The organism is Paracoccus sp. (in: a-proteobacteria) (genome assembly GCF_047605025.1).
In the GTDB taxonomy this organism is placed as follows: Bacteria; Pseudomonadota; Alphaproteobacteria; order Rhodobacterales; family Rhodobacteraceae; genus Paracoccus.
Map to the genome: position 1 here is coordinate 97088 of NZ_JASGGO010000006.1, position 15941 is coordinate 113028.

Annotated in this window: 18 protein-coding genes; 8 read left to right on the forward strand and 10 right to left on the reverse strand. The window is 65.4% G+C overall.

Annotated features, from left to right (window positions below):
- Positions 1–387 (reverse strand): FlgB family protein, encoded by a 387-nt coding sequence (locus QM682_RS05505; protein ID WP_415127907.1) that lies wholly within the window; start codon positions 385–387, stop codon positions 1–3.
- Positions 388–485: 98 nt separating this feature from the next.
- Between QM682_RS05505 and QM682_RS05510 the strand changes: the two genes are divergently transcribed.
- Together QM682_RS05510 and QM682_RS05515 are read left to right on the forward strand one after the other, a co-directional pair.
- Positions 486–1805 (forward strand): FliI/YscN family ATPase, encoded by a 1320-nt coding sequence (locus tag QM682_RS05510; protein ID WP_415127909.1) that lies wholly within the window; start codon positions 486–488, stop codon positions 1803–1805.
- A 125-nt stretch (positions 1806–1930) separates the two neighbouring features.
- Positions 1931–2662 (forward strand): Crp/Fnr family transcriptional regulator, encoded by a 732-nt coding sequence (locus tag QM682_RS05515; protein WP_415127911.1) that lies wholly within the window; start codon positions 1931–1933, stop codon positions 2660–2662.
- 1 nt (position 2663) lies between these two features.
- Here QM682_RS05515 and QM682_RS05520 read toward each other — a convergent pair whose 3' ends face one another.
- The 3 genes from QM682_RS05520 to QM682_RS05530 all read right to left on the reverse strand — a co-directional run bounded on the left by QM682_RS05520 (position 2664) and on the right by QM682_RS05530 (position 5893).
- On the reverse strand, positions 2664–3473 hold the full coding sequence (locus tag QM682_RS05520) for an extensin family protein (RefSeq protein WP_415127913.1): 810 nt from the start codon (positions 3471–3473) through the stop codon (positions 2664–2666).
- A gap of 23 nt (positions 3474–3496) precedes the next feature.
- Positions 3497–5035 carry a L,D-transpeptidase family protein gene (locus tag QM682_RS05525; protein WP_415127915.1) on the reverse strand — a complete coding sequence of 513 codons (1539 nt, stop codon included), beginning with the start codon at positions 5033–5035 and terminating at the stop codon, positions 3497–3499.
- Between the two features lie 108 nt (positions 5036–5143).
- The gene (locus QM682_RS05530) at positions 5144–5893 is read right to left on the reverse strand and encodes a GntR family transcriptional regulator (protein WP_415127917.1); all 750 of its coding nucleotides are present in this window, start codon (positions 5891–5893) and stop codon (positions 5144–5146) included.
- Positions 5894–6138: 245 nt separating this feature from the next.
- Between QM682_RS05530 and QM682_RS05535 the strand changes: the two genes are divergently transcribed.
- The 4 genes from QM682_RS05535 to QM682_RS05550 all read left to right on the forward strand — a co-directional run bounded on the left by QM682_RS05535 (position 6139) and on the right by QM682_RS05550 (position 9714).
- Positions 6139–7329, forward strand: coding sequence for an MFS transporter (locus QM682_RS05535; protein WP_415127919.1), 1191 nt, complete (start codon positions 6139–6141; stop codon positions 7327–7329).
- A gap of 61 nt (positions 7330–7390) precedes the next feature.
- Positions 7391–7870 (forward strand): ureidoglycolate lyase, encoded by a 480-nt coding sequence (locus QM682_RS05540; RefSeq protein ID WP_415127921.1) that lies wholly within the window; start codon positions 7391–7393, stop codon positions 7868–7870.
- Positions 7867–8499, forward strand: coding sequence for a ribonuclease HII (locus QM682_RS05545; RefSeq protein ID WP_415127923.1), 633 nt, complete (start codon positions 7867–7869; stop codon positions 8497–8499). Before QM682_RS05540 ends, QM682_RS05545 begins: the two co-directional genes overlap by 4 nt.
- A gap of 87 nt (positions 8500–8586) precedes the next feature.
- Complete coding sequence (locus tag QM682_RS05550) at positions 8587–9714, forward strand: site-specific DNA-methyltransferase (protein WP_415127925.1); 1128 nt, start codon at positions 8587–8589, stop codon at positions 9712–9714.
- A 134-nt stretch (positions 9715–9848) separates the two neighbouring features.
- Here QM682_RS05550 and QM682_RS05555 read toward each other — a convergent pair whose 3' ends face one another.
- Both QM682_RS05555 and QM682_RS05560 read right to left on the reverse strand, forming a co-directional pair.
- Positions 9849–10295, reverse strand: a complete 447-nt coding sequence (locus tag QM682_RS05555; protein WP_415127927.1) for a GNAT family N-acetyltransferase — start codon at positions 10293–10295, stop codon at positions 9849–9851.
- A 2-nt stretch (positions 10296–10297) separates the two neighbouring features.
- Positions 10298–11137 (reverse strand): AAA family ATPase, encoded by an 840-nt coding sequence (locus QM682_RS05560; RefSeq protein ID WP_415127929.1) that lies wholly within the window; start codon positions 11135–11137, stop codon positions 10298–10300.
- Positions 11138–11297: 160 nt separating this feature from the next.
- On the opposite strand from QM682_RS05560, the gene dksA reads away from it, so the two are divergent.
- Both dksA and QM682_RS05570 read left to right on the forward strand, forming a co-directional pair.
- Positions 11298–11720 (forward strand): RNA polymerase-binding protein DksA, encoded by a 423-nt coding sequence (dksA, locus tag QM682_RS05565; RefSeq protein ID WP_415127931.1) that lies wholly within the window; start codon positions 11298–11300, stop codon positions 11718–11720.
- Between the two features lie 3 nt (positions 11721–11723).
- Positions 11724–12857, forward strand: a complete 1134-nt coding sequence (locus QM682_RS05570; RefSeq protein WP_415127933.1) for an FAD-dependent oxidoreductase — start codon at positions 11724–11726, stop codon at positions 12855–12857.
- Positions 12858–13167: 310 nt separating this feature from the next.
- Here QM682_RS05570 and QM682_RS05575 read toward each other — a convergent pair whose 3' ends face one another.
- The 4 genes from QM682_RS05575 to QM682_RS05590 all read right to left on the reverse strand — a co-directional run bounded on the left by QM682_RS05575 (position 13168) and on the right by QM682_RS05590 (position 15921).
- Complete coding sequence (locus QM682_RS05575; RefSeq protein WP_415127935.1) at positions 13168–13659, reverse strand: transglycosylase SLT domain-containing protein; 492 nt, start codon at positions 13657–13659, stop codon at positions 13168–13170.
- Between the two features lie 177 nt (positions 13660–13836).
- On the reverse strand, positions 13837–15231 hold the full coding sequence (gene lpdA, locus QM682_RS05580; RefSeq protein WP_415127937.1) for a dihydrolipoyl dehydrogenase: 1395 nt from the start codon (positions 15229–15231) through the stop codon (positions 13837–13839).
- Positions 15232–15271: 40 nt separating this feature from the next.
- Complete coding sequence (locus QM682_RS05585; protein WP_415127939.1) at positions 15272–15664, reverse strand: MAPEG family protein; 393 nt, start codon at positions 15662–15664, stop codon at positions 15272–15274.
- Positions 15664–15921 (reverse strand): hypothetical protein, encoded by a 258-nt coding sequence (locus QM682_RS05590; RefSeq protein WP_415127941.1) that lies wholly within the window; start codon positions 15919–15921, stop codon positions 15664–15666. The genes QM682_RS05585 and QM682_RS05590 overlap by 1 nt, the downstream gene beginning before the upstream one ends.
- Positions 15922–15941: the final 20 nt, after the last annotated feature.

Here is a 15941-nt window from a genome sequence, read left to right on the forward strand (position 1 = left end):
TCACGTCCTGCGGCCAAGGCTGGTGCGGATCATCGACAAGGATGAGCGCATGACCGCCACCGAAACGTCGAACTCTCGCCGCGCCTGGGCGGTGCGGATCATCTCTTCCTCAAGCGAGACGCTGTTGCCGTTCGGCGCCGGTTCGTCGCCGCCATCGTGGGCGCGGGGCGTGTCGCCCCAGGTGATGCCGGTGGCATGGCCGGGCCGGGTCGCGCGCATGGCGGTCGCGGCGTCGCTTCGATAGGTTTCAGCGAATCGGCCCAGATCCTTTGACCTGAAGCCGGGCGTGTCGGCATTCGCCACGTTCCGCGCGATCAGCCTTTGGCGTTCCGAGGCATGGGTGGTCAGCGCGCCAGCCATGCGGAGGGTTTCGATCCGGTCAAACATCGAGGCTTCTCCTCAGTTCCGATAACCGGGTCTTAACTCCAATAGGTTTAAAAACTCTTTCATCAGGCCCGCTTCGGGCGAAATTCGGGGCTCGCGGAATGGATAAAATTCAATCGGTCATCGCGCGGATGAAGCGAGTGCGGATGACGCGGCATTTCGGTCGGGTCAGCGCGATTCAGGGCGGGCTGATCATGGTCTCGGGGCTGAACAGTCACGCGTCGGTCGGGGATCGTGTAATCTTTTCAATGCGCTCCTGGGATGGCCTGTTCGGAGAGGTGGTTTCGCTGACGCCGCAGATGGCGGGTGTCCTGGCCGAAGGCCCGGTCGAGGGCCTGTCCATCGGAACCGAGGCCGAGCTGCTTTTCGCCCCGCATCTGGCGCCCTCGGATGGTTGGATCGGGCGAATCATCGACCCCTATGGCCGCCCGCTGGATGGGCGCCCGCTAAGCCCCGGCGCTGCCGAGCGGAGCTTTCGCAGTCCGCCCCCGCCCGCGGCCTCGCGGGGGCGGCTGGGAAAGCGGTTGGATACGGGGCTTGCGGTTTTCGACACCATCCTGCCCTTGGTGCGGGGACAGCGCGTGGGGCTGTTCGCGGGCTCCGGCGTCGGCAAGTCCACCTTGCTTTCCGCGCTGGCCAAGGGGGTGACGGCGGATGTCGTCGTCATCGGGCTGATCGGCGAGCGGGGCCGGGAACTGCGCGAATTCGTCGAGGAAACGCTGGGCGCCGAGGGGATGGCGCGGGCGGTGGTCATCGCCGCGACCTCGGACCAGTCTCCCCTGACGCGGCGGCGCTGCGCCTGGGCCGCGATGACGGTGGCCGAGCATTTCCGCGATCAGGGCAGGCATGTCCTGTTCCTGGCCGATTCGATCACCCGCCTGGCCGAGGCGCATCGCGAGATCGCGCTGGCCGCTGGTGAAAGCCCCAGCTATCGGGGCTATCCGCCTTCGACCTCGCATCTGATCATGTCGCTTGCCGAGCGCTCCGGTCCGGGGGCGGTCGGGGCGGGCGACATCACCGCCATCTTCAGCGTGCTGGTCGCGGGGTCGGACATGGATGAGCCGGTGGCGGACATCCTGCGCGGCGTGCTGGACGGCCATGTCGTCCTGGACCGCGCCATCGCCGAGCGCGGGCGCTTTCCGGCGGTGGATGTGCTGCGCTCGGTTTCGCGCTCGCTGCCGCAGGCGGCGAACGCGGCGGAAAACGCCCTGATCGCACGGGCGCGGGCGGCGCTTGGCACCTATGCCGAATCCGAACTGATGATCCGCGCCGGGCTTTATGCCCAGGGCTCGGATGCGAAGCTTGACGAGGCCGTGCGGATCTACCCCGGCCTTGATGCGTTCTTTACCCAACGGACCAGGGATGCGCGCCAAAGCTTCGGACTGTTGGCCGAGGCGCTGGGGCTTCCCGCGCCGCGTTAGATGCCTCTGCTGAGTCTTTGGCAAAAAAGGGAATATGCGGGCTTGATGAATGTTAAGCCTGCCGCCTTGGGATTGCGCCCGCCGGGCCGGGTCGACAATCTTGGGTGCGCGAGATGAGGAAGACGATGGCCATCACCGAATACTTCGTCCGCTATCTGCAACGTCGCGATCAGCTTGGCGCCAAGGACATCGACAGGCTGCGCGCGATCCGCACCACGCATCAAAGCTTTGGCCCTGGCGAGGTGATCGTCCCGAAGGGCGTCATCGCGGATCGCAGCTGCATGATGCTGCGGGGAATGTCAGCGCGCCAGCATGACCTGGCCAGCCGTCCGGGCGAACGGGTGATCACCGCGCTGCATGTGCCGGGCGATTTCGTGGACCTGCACGGCTTCGTCCTGGCGGGGTTGGAACATGACGTGGTTTCGCTGGGTCTGTCCGAGGTCGAGTTCGTCGATCATGACGAGTTGCGCGACATCACCCAGAACTTCCCGCATCTGACCCGGCTGTTGTGGATGTCCACCGTGATCGACGCGTCGATTCACCGGCAATGGCTGGTCGCCTCGGCCTCGCTGCGTTCAAGCGGGCATCTGGCGCATCTGTTTTGCGAGATCTACACCCGGCTGGCCAGCATCGGCGCGGCGCGGGATCACAGCTTTACCCTGCCGCTGCTGCAAAAAGAGTTGGCCGGCATCCTGGGCTATACCCCGATCCATATCAATCGCGCGGTCCGCGATCTGCGCGACAGCCGGCTGATCCGCTGGGTCGGCCAAGAGGTGCAGATCCTGGATTGGGTGGGGTTGGCGCGGATCGGACGCTTCGATCCGGTCTATCTGGAACTGGACCGTATCCGCCGCTGAATTATTGGCACAAACGCCAGCCATTTTTGCGCGGCTTGATGTCCAGATGCAGGTGGTCGTCATGGGCCGCGTTCGCCCCCGGTCCCAGCACCGTGGTGAAATGCAGGCAGGCCGAGGCCCGGATCGCCGCCTGGAACGCCTCGGCCATGTCGCCCTTGCCCTGGCGGGGCTGGATCTGGAACCGCGAGCCATCCGAAAAGCGCAGGGCCGAGACATCGAAGGCATTTCCGAAAGCATGTTCCGAGAGGTTTTCGGTCGCATCGCCCACGGTCGCGCGGCATTGATAGGTCGTGCCCGGCTCAATGGCCACGGGCCGGATGCCGCCGGGCAGCAGGGCGGCGGCGGGCAGCACGAAATCCCTTAGCCAATGGGCCAGGTGCCAGGCGGTTTCACAGCGCATCACGGCGCCGCCCGCGATCTCGATGCCGGGCAGGGGCGCATCCAGCCGGATCGGGCGGGCGATTCCGCAATCGCGTTGATCGGGGTCGGTGATGGGCGGCTCTTCCCGGTAACGGGCGCCCAGCAGCGTCAGATCCAGCAGGCAGGCGGAATAGGGGAAATCCTTTTCGCGCAGGGTCTCGCGCATGGCGCGCGCGTCGGGGTCCGGCTGTGCCGCGCTTTCGGACGGGGGCGGTTCCTCACGCGGCTTCGCGGGTGGGGCGTTTTCGGGTGGGGCGTTTTCGGGTGGGGTGTTTTCGGGCGGGGAGGGCCTTGGCGCGGGCCGTTCCGCGTCCATGGGTGCCTCGCGGCCCGGCGCGGGGGGCGGAGCCTCCTGCGCCAGCGCCGGCAGGGTGATCAAGAGCAGAGCCATGCCTTGCCGCACGGCCCGGCGCATCAAAGACCCTGATTCGGCAGCGTGGGCGGGATCTGGCCGCTTGCCGGCGTGTCCGATGGCACCGCGGCTTGCCGTTCCCGCGCCAGCATCTGATCCGCCAGCGCCTCGGCCCGTGCCAGCGCGTCGGAAAGCGATTCGCCTTGCGCCACGGCGGCGGGCGCGGCCTGTCCGGTCGACACCGCGTCCGGCGCGGGGGGCGCCGTCGCCGCCTGCGCGGGGATCGTCTGTGCGGGCGGTGAAGCCGTCGCCGCCTGGCCTGTCCCGGCGATTGCGCCCCGCGCCGCGACGCTTGCCGTGCGCATCGGCGGCCGGGTCGCGGCCAGGGCGCTTTGCGCCCGCACCTGCGCGGCCACCGGCGCGGGTGCCGCACCGCCGGTCACGTCGGCGATGCCGATGCCGGGGGCCAGGAACTCAACCGTCGTGACCTTGGCCTTGACCATATGCGCCAGCTCCCATGCGTCCCAGTTCGTCAGCCGCACGCAGCCGTGGGACTGGTTGACGAACAATTGCGAGGGGGTCGGGGTTCCGTGGATGCCATAGGTGGGTTCGCTGAGGTCGATCCAGACATTGCCGACCGGCGCGTTCGGTCCCGGCGGCACGATCAGCACCCGGTCGTTGTTGCCCTGCTTGAAATTGCGCTGCGGATTGTAGGTATAGGTCGGGTTCAGCGCCACCGCGTTCACCACATGCGTCCCATGCGGCGAGGGCGTGTCCGACGAGCCGACCGTCGCCGGATAGTCCGCGACCATATTGCCGCGCGCGTCATAGGCGGCGACGCGGCGGGTAGCCTTGTCCACGATGATCCGCGTCACCGTTGCGCGGATGGGCTTGGCGGGCAAGGTGATGCCGATGGTCTGGCCGGGCTGGAAGCTGATGCCGGGGTTCATCTTGGCCAGGAACTTCTCGTCCATGTGGAATCGCTCCGAGAGCTTTTCCAGCACGCTGGTATAGCCCTGCGAGGACATCGCGGCCTTTTCGGCGTAGTCGGTGGGGATGCGGTCCACCAAGCCCTGGGCGTCGGCTTCGGTGATGGTATAGGATCCCGTCACCGGCTCGGCGGCGAAGCCGCGCAGCAGATCCCAGACCGCGTGGTCCATGCGCCCCGTCATCGGCAGCCCCGCGCGGCGCTGAAAGGCCAGGACGGCACTTTCGCTCATGCCGCCGCGCCAGCCGTCGACGACGCCCGGCGAGATGCCCGAACGGTCCAGCAACACCTGCACCTTGGCCGTCAGGGCCGATTGTCCGGGCGGCAGATCGCCGCCGTCATAGGTCGCCGTCTCGATTTCGGCGGCCGAGATCGAGCGCAGCGCCTGCTTGCCCTGAGCCTGCCCGGCGGTCGAGGCGGTGGTGCCAAGGGCGGTCAGCGCCGTCGCGGGGACGGTGGCATTTTGCGCGGGAAGCGTCGCCGGGATCGCCAGCGCACGAATGGGCGGTCGCGGCACCGGCGCGCGCTCGGCGAAAAGCGGGGTCGCCATGGTTGCGACAAGGGCAATAACGATGCCCGGCAGCGCGCCGGCGGCGTTGCGGCTAAGGAACATGCTTGGTCCCGATCTTGTTGCGGCGTTTCTTATCTGCTCGGTCCGAGCATTGGACCGCGCCGGGGGTTTAAGCAAGCAAGGCTCGCCCAAATCGGCGTGAAAAGAACGTCAGATCTCGCCCTCGAAGCGATGTCCGGGCGGGAAGAAGCGCAGCGACAGCGAGACGGGCATATTGGCCAGCCATTCCAGCCGCTCAAGCTGAAGCACCGCTTCGCCGGGCTGGACACCCAAAGCGGGGGCGATGAACTCGGCATCCGCCACGCCCAGGCCGATCGACATGCTGGCGCGGTTCAGCGGCACATGCCCGACCAGCCATTCGCAGGGGCTGATCCGCTCCAGCGCCTGGGCGTTCATGCCCGGTGCGGTGAAGCCATTGGTCCAGCGTTCCTCGCAGCAATAGGGCTGGCCGTCCGAGTAGAAATAGCAGCGGCTGTGCAGCAGCGGCTCCGAGGGGCGCAGCAGCATCGCCTGGGCGATGGCGGGCGGCGGCGGCTCTTCGCTGCAGGAGGCCAGCTTGTAGCCATAGACATGGCCGGCGGATTCGAGATCGCGGCGCAGCAGTGTGCGGACCAGTTGCACCGGGGGATGGGCGCTGACCCGAGTGCCGACCTTGCGCCGCCGCTCGATCACGCCGCTGGCGGCAAGGGCCTGCATGGCACGGTTCACCGTGGCGCGGGCGCAGCCCAGCTCGATGGCGAGATCGCTTTCCGTGGGAATAAGCTCTCCCTCTTTCCAGTCGCCGTTCCGAATACGCTCAAGCACGATGTCCTGCACGGCCTGCCAGGTCATGCTTTTGCGTTTCGGGCCGAGCAGGACGACCGAGGAGGCCGAAGGAGAGGTAAGGGCTGATTCAAACATCTTTCTAGGCTTGTCCATATCTTCAGCGAGAGGGAGGGGGAGCACCGTCTGATTGAGCCCGCCTGAGTGCGACATCTGATTTGACACAATATTACGAATGCGCCAGAAATTAAACTATACTGTGCAGTTTTGATGCTATTGCTCCCTAGGGTCAAGTGTATTCATGAACTTTCACTTGATGGGCGAGCAAGGTTGACAATTTCCTAATCAGAGCAGAGGTTCCCCGCGTTCTTCCGGGGGTGAAAATGTCGGATGCGGCGACATCGCGGGGCGCCAGCCCCGTGACGACGGCATGGACGGTGCTGGTCGGCATCAGCCTGTGCCACATGATCAACGACGTGATGCAGTCGATGCTGGCGGCGATCTATCCGCTTTTGCAGCAGGAATTCGCGCTGTCCTATTGGCAGATCGGGCTGATGACCTTTGCCTTCCAAGTGACGGCCTCGCTGCTTCAGCCGGTGGTGGGGGCGGTCACCGACAAGAATCCGATGCCGAAATCGCTGGCGGTGGGCATGGGCTCGACCTTCTGCGGGGTGCTGCTGCTGGCCTTGGCGCATCAATATTGGGTGCTGCTGGCGGGCGCGATGCTGATCGGGGTCGGTTCGTCGGTGTTCCATCCAGAAAGCTCGCGCGTGGCGCGCGTGGCCTCGGGCGGGCGGTTCGGCACGGCGCAGTCGTTGTTTCAACTGGGGGGCAATTTCGGCACGGCGCTGGGGCCGCTGCTGGCCGCCTTCATCGTCGTGCCCCTGGGCCGTCCCTCGATCGCGATCTTCTCGGCTGCGGCGCTGCTTGGCTCGGGCATGCTGTGGCGCATTGGCGCCTGGGCCGAGGGCCGGCGCAAGGTGGGCGGCGCGCGGCCCGGCACCGCGCTGAAACTGTCGCGCCGCCGCGTCGCCGTCGCCATTCTGGTCCTGGCGCTGCTGACCTTCACCAAGAACATCTATACCGCCAGCCTGTCGAGCTATTACACTTTCTTTCTGATCGACAAATTCCATCTGAGCACGCAGCAGGCGCAGATGATGCTGTTCCTGTTTCTGGGTGGCATGGCGGGCGGGGTGATGCTGGGCGGCCTGCTGGGCGACAGGGTGGGACCGCTGAAGGTGATCTGGTTCTCGATCCTGGGGATCCTGCCCTTTACGCTGGCCCTGCCGCATGTGGGGCTGGCCGCGACCGGGGTGCTGACGGTGGTGATCGGGCTGATCCTGGCCTCGGCTTTCCCGGCCATCGTGGTCTTTGCGCAAGAGTTGGTGCCGGGCCGGACCGGGCTGATCGCCGGGATCTTCTTTGGCTTCGCCTTCGGGATGGGCGGGATCGCCGCCGCCGTGCTGGGCGTGGTCGCCGATGCCAAGGGGATCGAGTTCGTCTATAAGATCTGTTCCTTCCTGCCGTTGATGGGGCTTCTGACGATCTTCCTGCCACGGATGGAACGGGCGTGAGTGTCGCGCCGGGGGCTTTCCGCCCCCGGACCCCCGAGGATATTTGGACAAGAAAGACGATATGACCACGATTAGCGTCAGGCCGATCTCGGCCGAGGAATTCGCGCCCTTCGGCGATCTGCTGGTCGCGCGGCCGGCGCCCAGCCGGATGATCAATGCCGGGCGCTGCGAGCGTCATCACGCCCTGGCCACCGTCGAGCGGGGCGAGGGCGAGGCGATCATCTCGATCTTTCGCTCCGAGCCGGTGAGCCTGCCTTATGATTGCGCGCTTCTGGAGCGCCATCCCTTGGGTAGCCAAGCCTTCATGCCGCTGGGGCCGGATCCCTGGCTGTCCGTCGTGGCCCCGGACGAGGACGGGCGGCCGGGCGCGCCCTTGGCCTTCCTGGTGCCCGCGGGCGTGGGGGTGAACCTGCGCGCGGGGGTCTGGCACGGGGTGCTGACGCCCCTGGATCGGGCGGCGGATTTTCTGGTCGTCGATCGTGAGGGCGAGGGTGTGAACCTGGAAGAGGTCACCATCGCCCCGGTCACCATCACGGCATGAGCGGGCCGGACTATTCCTTCGAGGCTGCCGCGCTGGCCGGCGGGGCGCGGCTGGTCGCGGGCGTGGACGAGGTGGGGCGCGGGCCTTTGGCCGGGCCGGTGACGGCGGCGGCGGTGGTGCTGGATGTGGCCCGCATTCCAGAGGGGCTGAACGATTCGAAGAAGCTGACCGCGAAGCGGCGCGAGACCCTGGCAGAGGCCATCATGCTGTGCGGCGACTGGGCCGTGGCCCATGCCAGCGTCGAGGAAATCGACCAGCTGAACATCCTGCGCGCCTCGCATCTGGCAATGTGTCGTGCCATCGCGGGCCTGCGCCGGCGCCCCTGCCTGGTGCTGATCGACGGCAATATGCTGCCCCGCGAACTGGATCTGCCGGGACAGGCGGTGATCGGCGGCGACGCGCGCAGCCTGTCCATCGCCGCCGCCTCGATCCTGGCCAAGACCGCGCGCGATCGCGTCATGGTGGATTTGGCGCAACATTACCCCGGCTATGGCTGGGAGGTTAACGCAGGTTACCCGACGCCCTCGCATCGTCGCGCGCTGCTAGATCTGGGCGTGACCCCATATCATAGGCGCAGCTTTGCACCCGTCCACAACATCTTGTGTAAAGATCAAACAACAAGCTGTTGATTCAAAAAAGAATTTGACGCCGAATCGGGTCTGAATCATCATCGGGGCAAGCAAATCGGCGATGAACAGCCGAAACCCGAGGCACAGATGACCAAGTATGAGAGCAAGATCCGCGCCGCCGCGCGGCCCCTTCCGTTGAACCAGATCCTGGCTGGCGATTGCGTCGAGATGATGAACGCGCTGCCCGAAAACAGCGTCGATCTGATCTTTGCCGATCCGCCCTATAACCTGCAACTTAAGGGCGAACTGCACCGGCCCGACAACAGCCGCGTCGATGCCGTGGACGATCATTGGGACCAGTTTTCCGGTTTCGCGGCCTATGACCAGTTCACCCGCGCCTGGATGGCCGCCGCGCGGCGTATCCTGAAGCCGGACGGGGCGATCTGGGTCATCGGTTCCTATCACAATATTTTCCGCGTCGGGGCCGAGTTGCAGAACCAGGGGTTCTGGATTTTGAACGATGTGGTCTGGCGCAAGGCCAACCCGATGCCGAACTTTCGGGGCAAGCGCCTGACCAACGCGCATGAGACGATGATCTGGGCCAGCAAGTCCGAGGCGGGGAAATACACCTTCAATTACGAGGCGCTGAAATCGCTGAACGAGGGTGTGCAGATGCGCTCGGACTGGGTGCTGCCGATCTGCACCGGGGGCGAGCGGCTGAAGGATGCGGGCGGCGCCAAGGCTCATCCGACGCAAAAGCCCGAGGCGCTACTGCATCGCGTGCTGGTGGGATCCACGAATCCGGGCGATGTGGTGCTGGATCCGTTCTTCGGCACCGGGACCACCGGCGCCGTCGCCAAGATGCTGGGCCGCGATTTCATCGGGATCGAGCGTGAGGCCGCCTATCGCGAGGTGGCCGAGAAGCGCCTGGCCCGCATCCGCAAGTTCGACAGCGAGGCCATCGCCACCACCAAGGCCAAGCGCGCCGAACCGCGCGTGCCCTTCGGCCAGGTGATCGAGCGTGGCATGCTGCGTCCCGGCGAAGAGCTTTATTCGATGAACAGCCGCCACAAGGCCAAGGTGCGTGCCGATGGCAGCCTGATCGGCAATGATGTCAAGGGTAGCATCCATCAGGTCGGCGCGGCTTTGGAAGGCGCGCCCAGTTGCAACGGCTGGACCTATTGGCACTTTCGCCGCGAGGGCAAGATGATCCCCATAGACATCCTGCGCCAGCAGATCCGCGCCGAGATGGAAGGCGATCGTCGCCCGCATTGAACCCGGTTCGCCAAGTCTCGGCATTCCGCGTGCTCTGGCGCGGCCGGGACCGCCTTGCCCCGTCCGGGTCCGTCCGGGCGGGGTCTTTTTTTCCCTGAATCGTTCCTGCGGCGTCCCGGATGTCTTGGCGCGTCCTAGCCGGATCGCCGGTTATACTTGATAAAAGGCGTTCTCTCCCCCACGCGGTCGTAAAGCATCCGCCCGGCGTAATTGTTCTCGGCGGTTGTCCAATAGACCCCCTGCACGCCGGCGCGATCCGCCGCCGCATAGACCGCCTCGATCAGCGCGCGGCCCACGCCCTGGCCTCGTGCCTCGGCGGCGGTGAACAGGTCTTGCAGATAGCAGATTCCCTCGGGCCGCCACAGATGAGGGTGAAAGACGTAATGCGCCAGGCCCAGCAACTGACCGTCCCGCTCGGCCACCAAGGCGCGATAATCCCGCGTGTCGCCCGAAATGAGACGTGCGAAAGCCTGATCGAAGAAGGACTGCGCCAAGCCGGGCCGCTCATAGAAGCGATGATAGCCGTCGTATAGCCGCTGCCATGCGGGCTTGTCGCGCGTCTCCAGGGGTCGGATCGCCACGCTCACCGCTGCCGCCGCGCCATGAAGGCCAGCCGCTCGAACAGGGCCACGTCCTGTTCGTTCTTCAACAGCGCGCCGTGCAGCTTGGGCAGCATCTCGCCCGCCGGTCGCTTCAGGTCTTCGGGCGCCAGATCCTCGGCCAGGATCAGCTTCAGCCAGTCCAGCAGTTCGCTGGTCGAGGGCTTCTTCTTCAGCCCCTGCACCTCGCGCAGTTCCAGGAACTGGGTCAGCGCCTCGTCCAGAATGCGCGGTTTCAGGTCGGGGAAATGCACCGCGACAATGCGCTTCAGCGTCTCGGGATCGGGAAAGCGGATGTAATGAAAGAAGCAGCGGCGCAGAAAGGCGTCCGGCAATTCCTTTTCATTGTTCGAGGTGATGATGACCACCGGGCGGTGCCGCGCCGCGACGGTCTCGCCCGTCTCGTAGACATGGAATTCCATCCGGTCCAGTTCTTGCAGCAGGTCGTTGGGGAATTCGATATCGGCCTTGTCGATCTCATCGATCAGCAGCACGACCTTGCCCGGCGCCTCGAAGGACTGCCAGAGCTTGCCCTTGCGGATATAGTTGCCGATCTCGTGGACGCGGGCATCGCCAAGCTGGCTGTCGCGCAGGCGAGAAACGGCGTCGTATTCGTAAAGCCCCTGCTGCGCGCGCGTGGTCGACTTCACGTTCCACTCGATGATCGGCAGGCCCAGGCTGGCCGCGACCTGCCGCGCCAGCTCGGTCTTGCCGGTGCCCGGCTCGCCCTTGACCAGCAGCGGGCGCTCAAGCGTGATCGCGGCATTGACGGCGACCGTCAGGTCCGGCGGAGCGATATAGGTCTGGGTCGAGGAAAACTGCATCCGCCTGTCCTTTACGCAATGCGGCCAGCCTAAGGGGCAGCCGGTTGCTTCGCAAGCGCAGCATCGCATCCTGTCCGAAAGCTATAGTGACATTCGTCCAAGCATCCATTATGGGACGCGCAAGGATCCCGCATTCAGGCGTCGGGATCCCGGAGGACCGATGAAAGCCCAGACCTTTCTGCCCGAAGATTATCGCCCCGCCGAAGATGAACCTTTCATGAATGAGCGGCAGCTGGAATATTTTCGCCGCAAGCTGATTTCCTGGAAACAGGAACTTCTCGATCAGTCCGCCGAAACGCTGGAAGGTCTTCAGGAAAGTGCGCGCAACGTGCCCGACCTGGCTGATCGCGCGTCCGAAGAGACGGATCGCTCGCTGGAATTGCGGACCCGCGACCGCCAGCGCAAGCTGGTCAGCAAGATCGACAGCGCCCTGCGGCGGATCGAGACCGGCGATTACGGCTATTGCGAAATGACCGGAGAGCCGATCAGCCTCAAGCGGCTGGATGCGCGTCCGATTGCGACCCTGACGCTGGAAGCGCAGGAAAAGCATGAGCGTCGCGAGCGTGTTCACCGCGACGACTGAGGCATGGCGGATCTGACGGGGCTTTCCGTCGCCGTCATCGGCGGTGGCATTGCCGGGCTGACGGCGGCGACGGCGCTGGCGCAGCGCGGTGCGGGCGTGACCGTGCTGGAACGCGCGCCTGCCCTTCAAGAGGTCGGGGCGGGGATTCAGATCTCGCCCAATGCCATGCGGGTGCTGGATGCCCTGGGCCTTGGTTCCCGGTTCCAGGCGATCTCGGCGCGTTCGCAGCGGGTCGAACTTCTGGACAGTCTGGGGCGGTTGATCGCGCGGCTGGATCTTGCGCGCTTTCGCCCCGAGGACCGCTTTTGCATGATCCATCGCGCCCGGCTGGTCGAACTTCTGGCCGACGCCGCCCGCCAGGCCGGGGCACGGCTGATCTTCGGCCAGAACGTCACCGATCTGCCCCAGGCCGATCTGGTCATCGGCGCGGATGGCGTCAAAAGCCGCATCCGCCCACTGCTGAACGGGACCGAGACGCCCTTTTTCACCGGGCAAACCGCCTGGAGGGCGCTCATCCCTGTCGAGGCCGATCCCCAGCCCATGGCGCAGATCTTCATGGGGCCGGGCCGGCATCTTGTCAGTTATCCGCTGTCCGGGGGGCTGCGCAATCTTGTTGCGGTGCTGGAGCGCCCCGATTGGCAGGATGAGGGCTGGTCTCGGCCCGGCGATCCCCAGGACCTGCGCGCGGCCTTCGCCCGTTTCGGCGGCCCTGTGCCCGGCTGGCTGGCCCAGGTCCGGGAAACCAGCCTCTGGGGCCTTTTCCGCCACCCGGTCGCGGCGCATTGGCACCGCCCTCCCGGCCAAGGCCCCGCCCTGGCCCTGATCGGAGACGCGGCGCATCCCACCCTGCCTTTCCTGGCCCAGGGCGCGGTCATGGCCATCGAGGATGCCTGGATCCTGACTGCCTGCCTGGCCGCCGGTGATCTTGCCCCCGCGCTTGCCCGCTTTCAGGCGCTGCGCCAGCCCCGATGCCGGCGTATCGTCGAAGCGGCGAACGGCAATGCCCGCAACTACCACCTGAAAGGCCCGACCCGCGCCGTGGCCCATGCCGGGCTGCGCGCGGTCTCGAAGTTTGCCCCGGCCCGCATGATCCAGCGTTTCGCCTGGCTTTACGATTACGACCCCACCCAAGCCTAAAGCCTTCCCGCCTTCGGTGTCAGGCGGCTTTGTATCGCCGTATCGTGACAGAATGGCTGACGGCCCTGCTTGCCGGTCGGCGCGGCGGCCTGGGGCGCGCGTGTTGTGGGATAAGACTGGACCGTCAACAGCCACGACGCTTCAGCGTCCCGTTGTGGAATGGCCGGTTCCAAGTCCTGCGGATCAAGGATGTCGGTCGTCCAGCCACCATGCTGGACCCGAGGAGTGAATCTTTTACAGGACTTTTACGACACGGGCGCTTGACCCATGAAAACCCCGCTTTGCGGCGGGATTATGGCGGCTCAAAGCCTTAGCGCAGGCCGGTCGCTTCCAGAAGGCCCTTCTTCTTGGCCTCGTAGTAATAGCCGCGGGAATACCATTTTACCGCGGCGTCCTGATTTCCGCCCGCGACCATATAGGCGCCGCGAAGATATTTGACGCCGTATTTCAGGTTGGTCTCGGCATCCAGAAGGCCGCGTGCCTCGCCCTTATAGCCCATGCCCCGAGCGGTGGCGGGCAGCATCTGCATCAGTCCGACATAGGGGCCATTGCGTGCGCCGGGGCGATGGCGCGATTCGCGGATCACCACGCGCTGTACCAGATCCACCGGCACGTCATATTGCGCGGCGTATTTGTTGATCAGGTGACGCAGTTCGGGCGTCTCGTTCGGGTGCAGGTTCGAGCGGTCGGCTATGTCGCGCGGCTCGACCAGGTAACGACGGTCGGGATCGACGGTGTTGTCGCCGCATGCGCCAAGCGCCAAGACCGTGCCCAAGGCCAGCAGCCGGATAAGGTTCCGCATCAATATCCCCGTGTTTCCTGTTGTATGGCTTAGCCAGTGCCGGGGAATTCCAGAACCCAAAAGATCGGGGCCGCCTTGGTCAAAGCGGCCCCTGGGCAGTTTCTTGCTTATCGGCGATGCGTGGATCGGTGGATTTTCGCCGAACCTCGGCGGAACATTGCCGAAATGTTAATGATTTCAGGCGTGAATCGCGCCGTCGCCACAGGCCAGGGCCGCCTCGCGCACCGCCTCGGAACAGGTCGGATGCGCGTGGCAGGTCAGCGCGATGTCCTGGGCCGAGGCCCCAAACTCCATCGCGACGCAAACCTCATGGATCATCTCGCCCGCGTTCGGGCCGATAATGTGGCAACCCAGAACGCGATCAGTCTCGGCATCGGCGATCATCTTGACGAAGCCGTCGGCCTGGAACAAAGCCTTGGCGCGGGCATTGCCCATGAAGGGGAACTTGCCCACCTTGACCTTGCGGCCCGTTTCCTTGGCGGCCTCTTCGGTCAACCCGACCGAGGCGACCTCGGGCGTAGTATAGATCACGCCGGGGATGACCGCATAGTTCACATGGCCATGCTTGCCGGCGATGACCTCGGCGACCGCCATGCCCTCATCCTCGGCCTTGTGGGCCAGCATCGGGCCGGGCACCGCGTCGCCGATGGCGTAGACGCCTTTCAGGCTGGTCTGCCAATGGCCGTCCACCTTGACGAAGCCGCGATCCGTCAGTTCGACCCCCAGCTTGTCCAGGCCGAGGCCCGCCAGATAGGGGCGGCGGCCGGTGGCGACCAGGACCGTCTCGGCCTCGATAGACTGCTCGCTGCCATCCTTGCGCAACTTGTAGCTGACTTTCGCGCCGCCGTCTTCCTGGGCCACGCCGGATACCGCGGCGCCCAGCACGAATTTCAGCCCCTGTTTCGCCAGGATTTTCTGGAACTGCTTTTGCACCTCTGCGTCCATGCCGGGGGTGATGGCGTCCAGGAACTCGACGACGGTAACCTCGGTTCCAAGCCGCGAATAGGCCGAGCCAAGCTCAAGCCCGATCACGCCGGCGCCGATCACCACCATGGATTTCGGGATGTTGGGCAGGGCCAGGGCGCCGGTCGAATCGACCACCACGCCGCCGGCATTGTCCACCTCGACACCCTTCAGGCTGGACGGTTCCGAGCCCGAGGCGATGACGATGTTCTTCGCCTCATGGGTCGTATCCCCGACCTTGACCTTGCCCGGCCCCTCGATCTCGGCCCAGCCCTTGATCCAGTCGATCTTGTTCTTCTTGAACAGGAACTCGATACCCTTGGTATTGCCCGCGACCGTCTCGGCCTTATAGGACTGCATCCGGCTCCAATCCACATCGACATGAGCGTTCATCAGGCCCATCTTCGCGAAGTTCTCATGCGTTTCGTGCAGCATATGGCTGGCATGCAGCAGCGCCTTCGAGGGGATGCAGCCCACGTTCAGGCAAGTGCCGCCCAGCGTCTCGCGACCCTCGACGCAGGCGACCTTCAGGCCAAGCTGGGCCGCGCGGATGGCGCAGACATAGCCGCCGGGACCGGCGCCGATCACGATCAGGTCATAGGTGGACATTCAACTCTCCTTGGCAATCCGGCCAAGCTGCCGGGTCGGTTCATGAAATCAGGCTGGTGACGATCATCACCAGGGTGGCTAGAAAGCCAAGCGCCCAGATGGCCGAGCGCCAGGGCGTCCAGCCATAGGCATAGGCCGGCACATAAAGCAGCCGGGCGATCAGGTAGAGCCAGGCACAAAGGCCGGTCAGTCCGTTGCTGCTGTCGGTCAGCGTCACCAGCACCACCGCGATGGTGAAAAGGATCAGCCCCTCGAAATGGTTGTTGACGGCGCGCCGCAACCGCCCCGTCCGGGCCGAAAGCTGCGGCTGGTCGTCCCTTGGTCCGGCATTCCAGCTTGCGCCGACATCGCGGTTCATCGACTGGCCGGCAAGGCCGATCTGAACCGCCTGCAACAGCGCGGCCAGGCCGAGGGCGGCGGTCTCGGCTGCCATCAGGCTGTCTCCACAAGGTGAAATTCGGTGCCGGTGACGCCGGCCTGGCTGTTGAACACGCCCGCCGCGCCGTCCAGATAGGCGCGGGCGGCCCCGGCATCGGAAACGCTGAACAGCGCCCAGGCGGTGTGGTCGTTCTCGCGCCAAAGCTGCAAGAGCGACAGGCCGTTATTGCCGCGATCCTCGGCGTCGGCGTCGAAGGCGGGTTTGAAGGTCGCGTAATCGGACATGCTGTAGCGGGCGATCATCTGGGTCATGGCAGCTCTCCTTAGTCAAG

Excerpts from the sequence above, each read along its gene's own strand:
- QM682_RS05560 (WP_415127929.1), bottom strand. The coding sequence starts at position 11,137 with ATGCAGTTTTCCTCGACCCAGACCTATATCGCTCCGCCGGACCTGACG.
- QM682_RS05570 (WP_415127933.1), top strand. The coding sequence starts at position 11,724 with ATGGCGGATCTGACGGGGCTTTCCGTCGCCGTCATCGGCGGTGGCATT.
- QM682_RS05505 (WP_415127907.1), bottom strand. The coding sequence starts at position 387 with ATGTTTGACCGGATCGAAACCCTCCGCATGGCTGGCGCGCTGACCACC.
- QM682_RS05515 (WP_415127911.1), top strand. The coding sequence starts at position 1,931 with ATGGCCATCACCGAATACTTCGTCCGCTATCTGCAACGTCGCGATCAG.
- lpdA (WP_415127937.1), bottom strand. The coding sequence starts at position 15,231 with ATGTCCACCTATGACCTGATCGTGATCGGCGCCGGTCCCGGCGGCTAT.
- QM682_RS05590 (WP_415127941.1), bottom strand. The coding sequence starts at position 15,921 with ATGACCCAGATGATCGCCCGCTACAGCATGTCCGATTACGCGACCTTC.
- QM682_RS05525 (WP_415127915.1), bottom strand. The coding sequence starts at position 5,035 with ATGTTCCTTAGCCGCAACGCCGCCGGCGCGCTGCCGGGCATCGTTATT.
- dksA (WP_415127931.1), top strand. The coding sequence starts at position 11,298 with ATGAAAGCCCAGACCTTTCTGCCCGAAGATTATCGCCCCGCCGAAGAT.
- QM682_RS05520 (WP_415127913.1), bottom strand. The coding sequence starts at position 3,473 with ATGGCTCTGCTCTTGATCACCCTGCCGGCGCTGGCGCAGGAGGCTCCG.
- QM682_RS05530 (WP_415127917.1), bottom strand. The coding sequence starts at position 5,893 with ATGTTTGAATCAGCCCTTACCTCTCCTTCGGCCTCCTCGGTCGTCCTG.
- QM682_RS05510 (WP_415127909.1), top strand. The coding sequence starts at position 486 with ATGGATAAAATTCAATCGGTCATCGCGCGGATGAAGCGAGTGCGGATG.
- QM682_RS05585 (WP_415127939.1), bottom strand. The coding sequence starts at position 15,664 with ATGGCAGCCGAGACCGCCGCCCTCGGCCTGGCCGCGCTGTTGCAGGCG.
- QM682_RS05550 (WP_415127925.1), top strand. The coding sequence starts at position 8,587 with ATGACCAAGTATGAGAGCAAGATCCGCGCCGCCGCGCGGCCCCTTCCG.
- QM682_RS05535 (WP_415127919.1), top strand. The coding sequence starts at position 6,139 with ATGTCGGATGCGGCGACATCGCGGGGCGCCAGCCCCGTGACGACGGCA.
- QM682_RS05545 (WP_415127923.1), top strand. The coding sequence starts at position 7,867 with ATGAGCGGGCCGGACTATTCCTTCGAGGCTGCCGCGCTGGCCGGCGGG.
- QM682_RS05540 (WP_415127921.1), top strand. The coding sequence starts at position 7,391 with ATGACCACGATTAGCGTCAGGCCGATCTCGGCCGAGGAATTCGCGCCC.
- QM682_RS05575 (WP_415127935.1), bottom strand. The coding sequence starts at position 13,659 with ATGCGGAACCTTATCCGGCTGCTGGCCTTGGGCACGGTCTTGGCGCTT.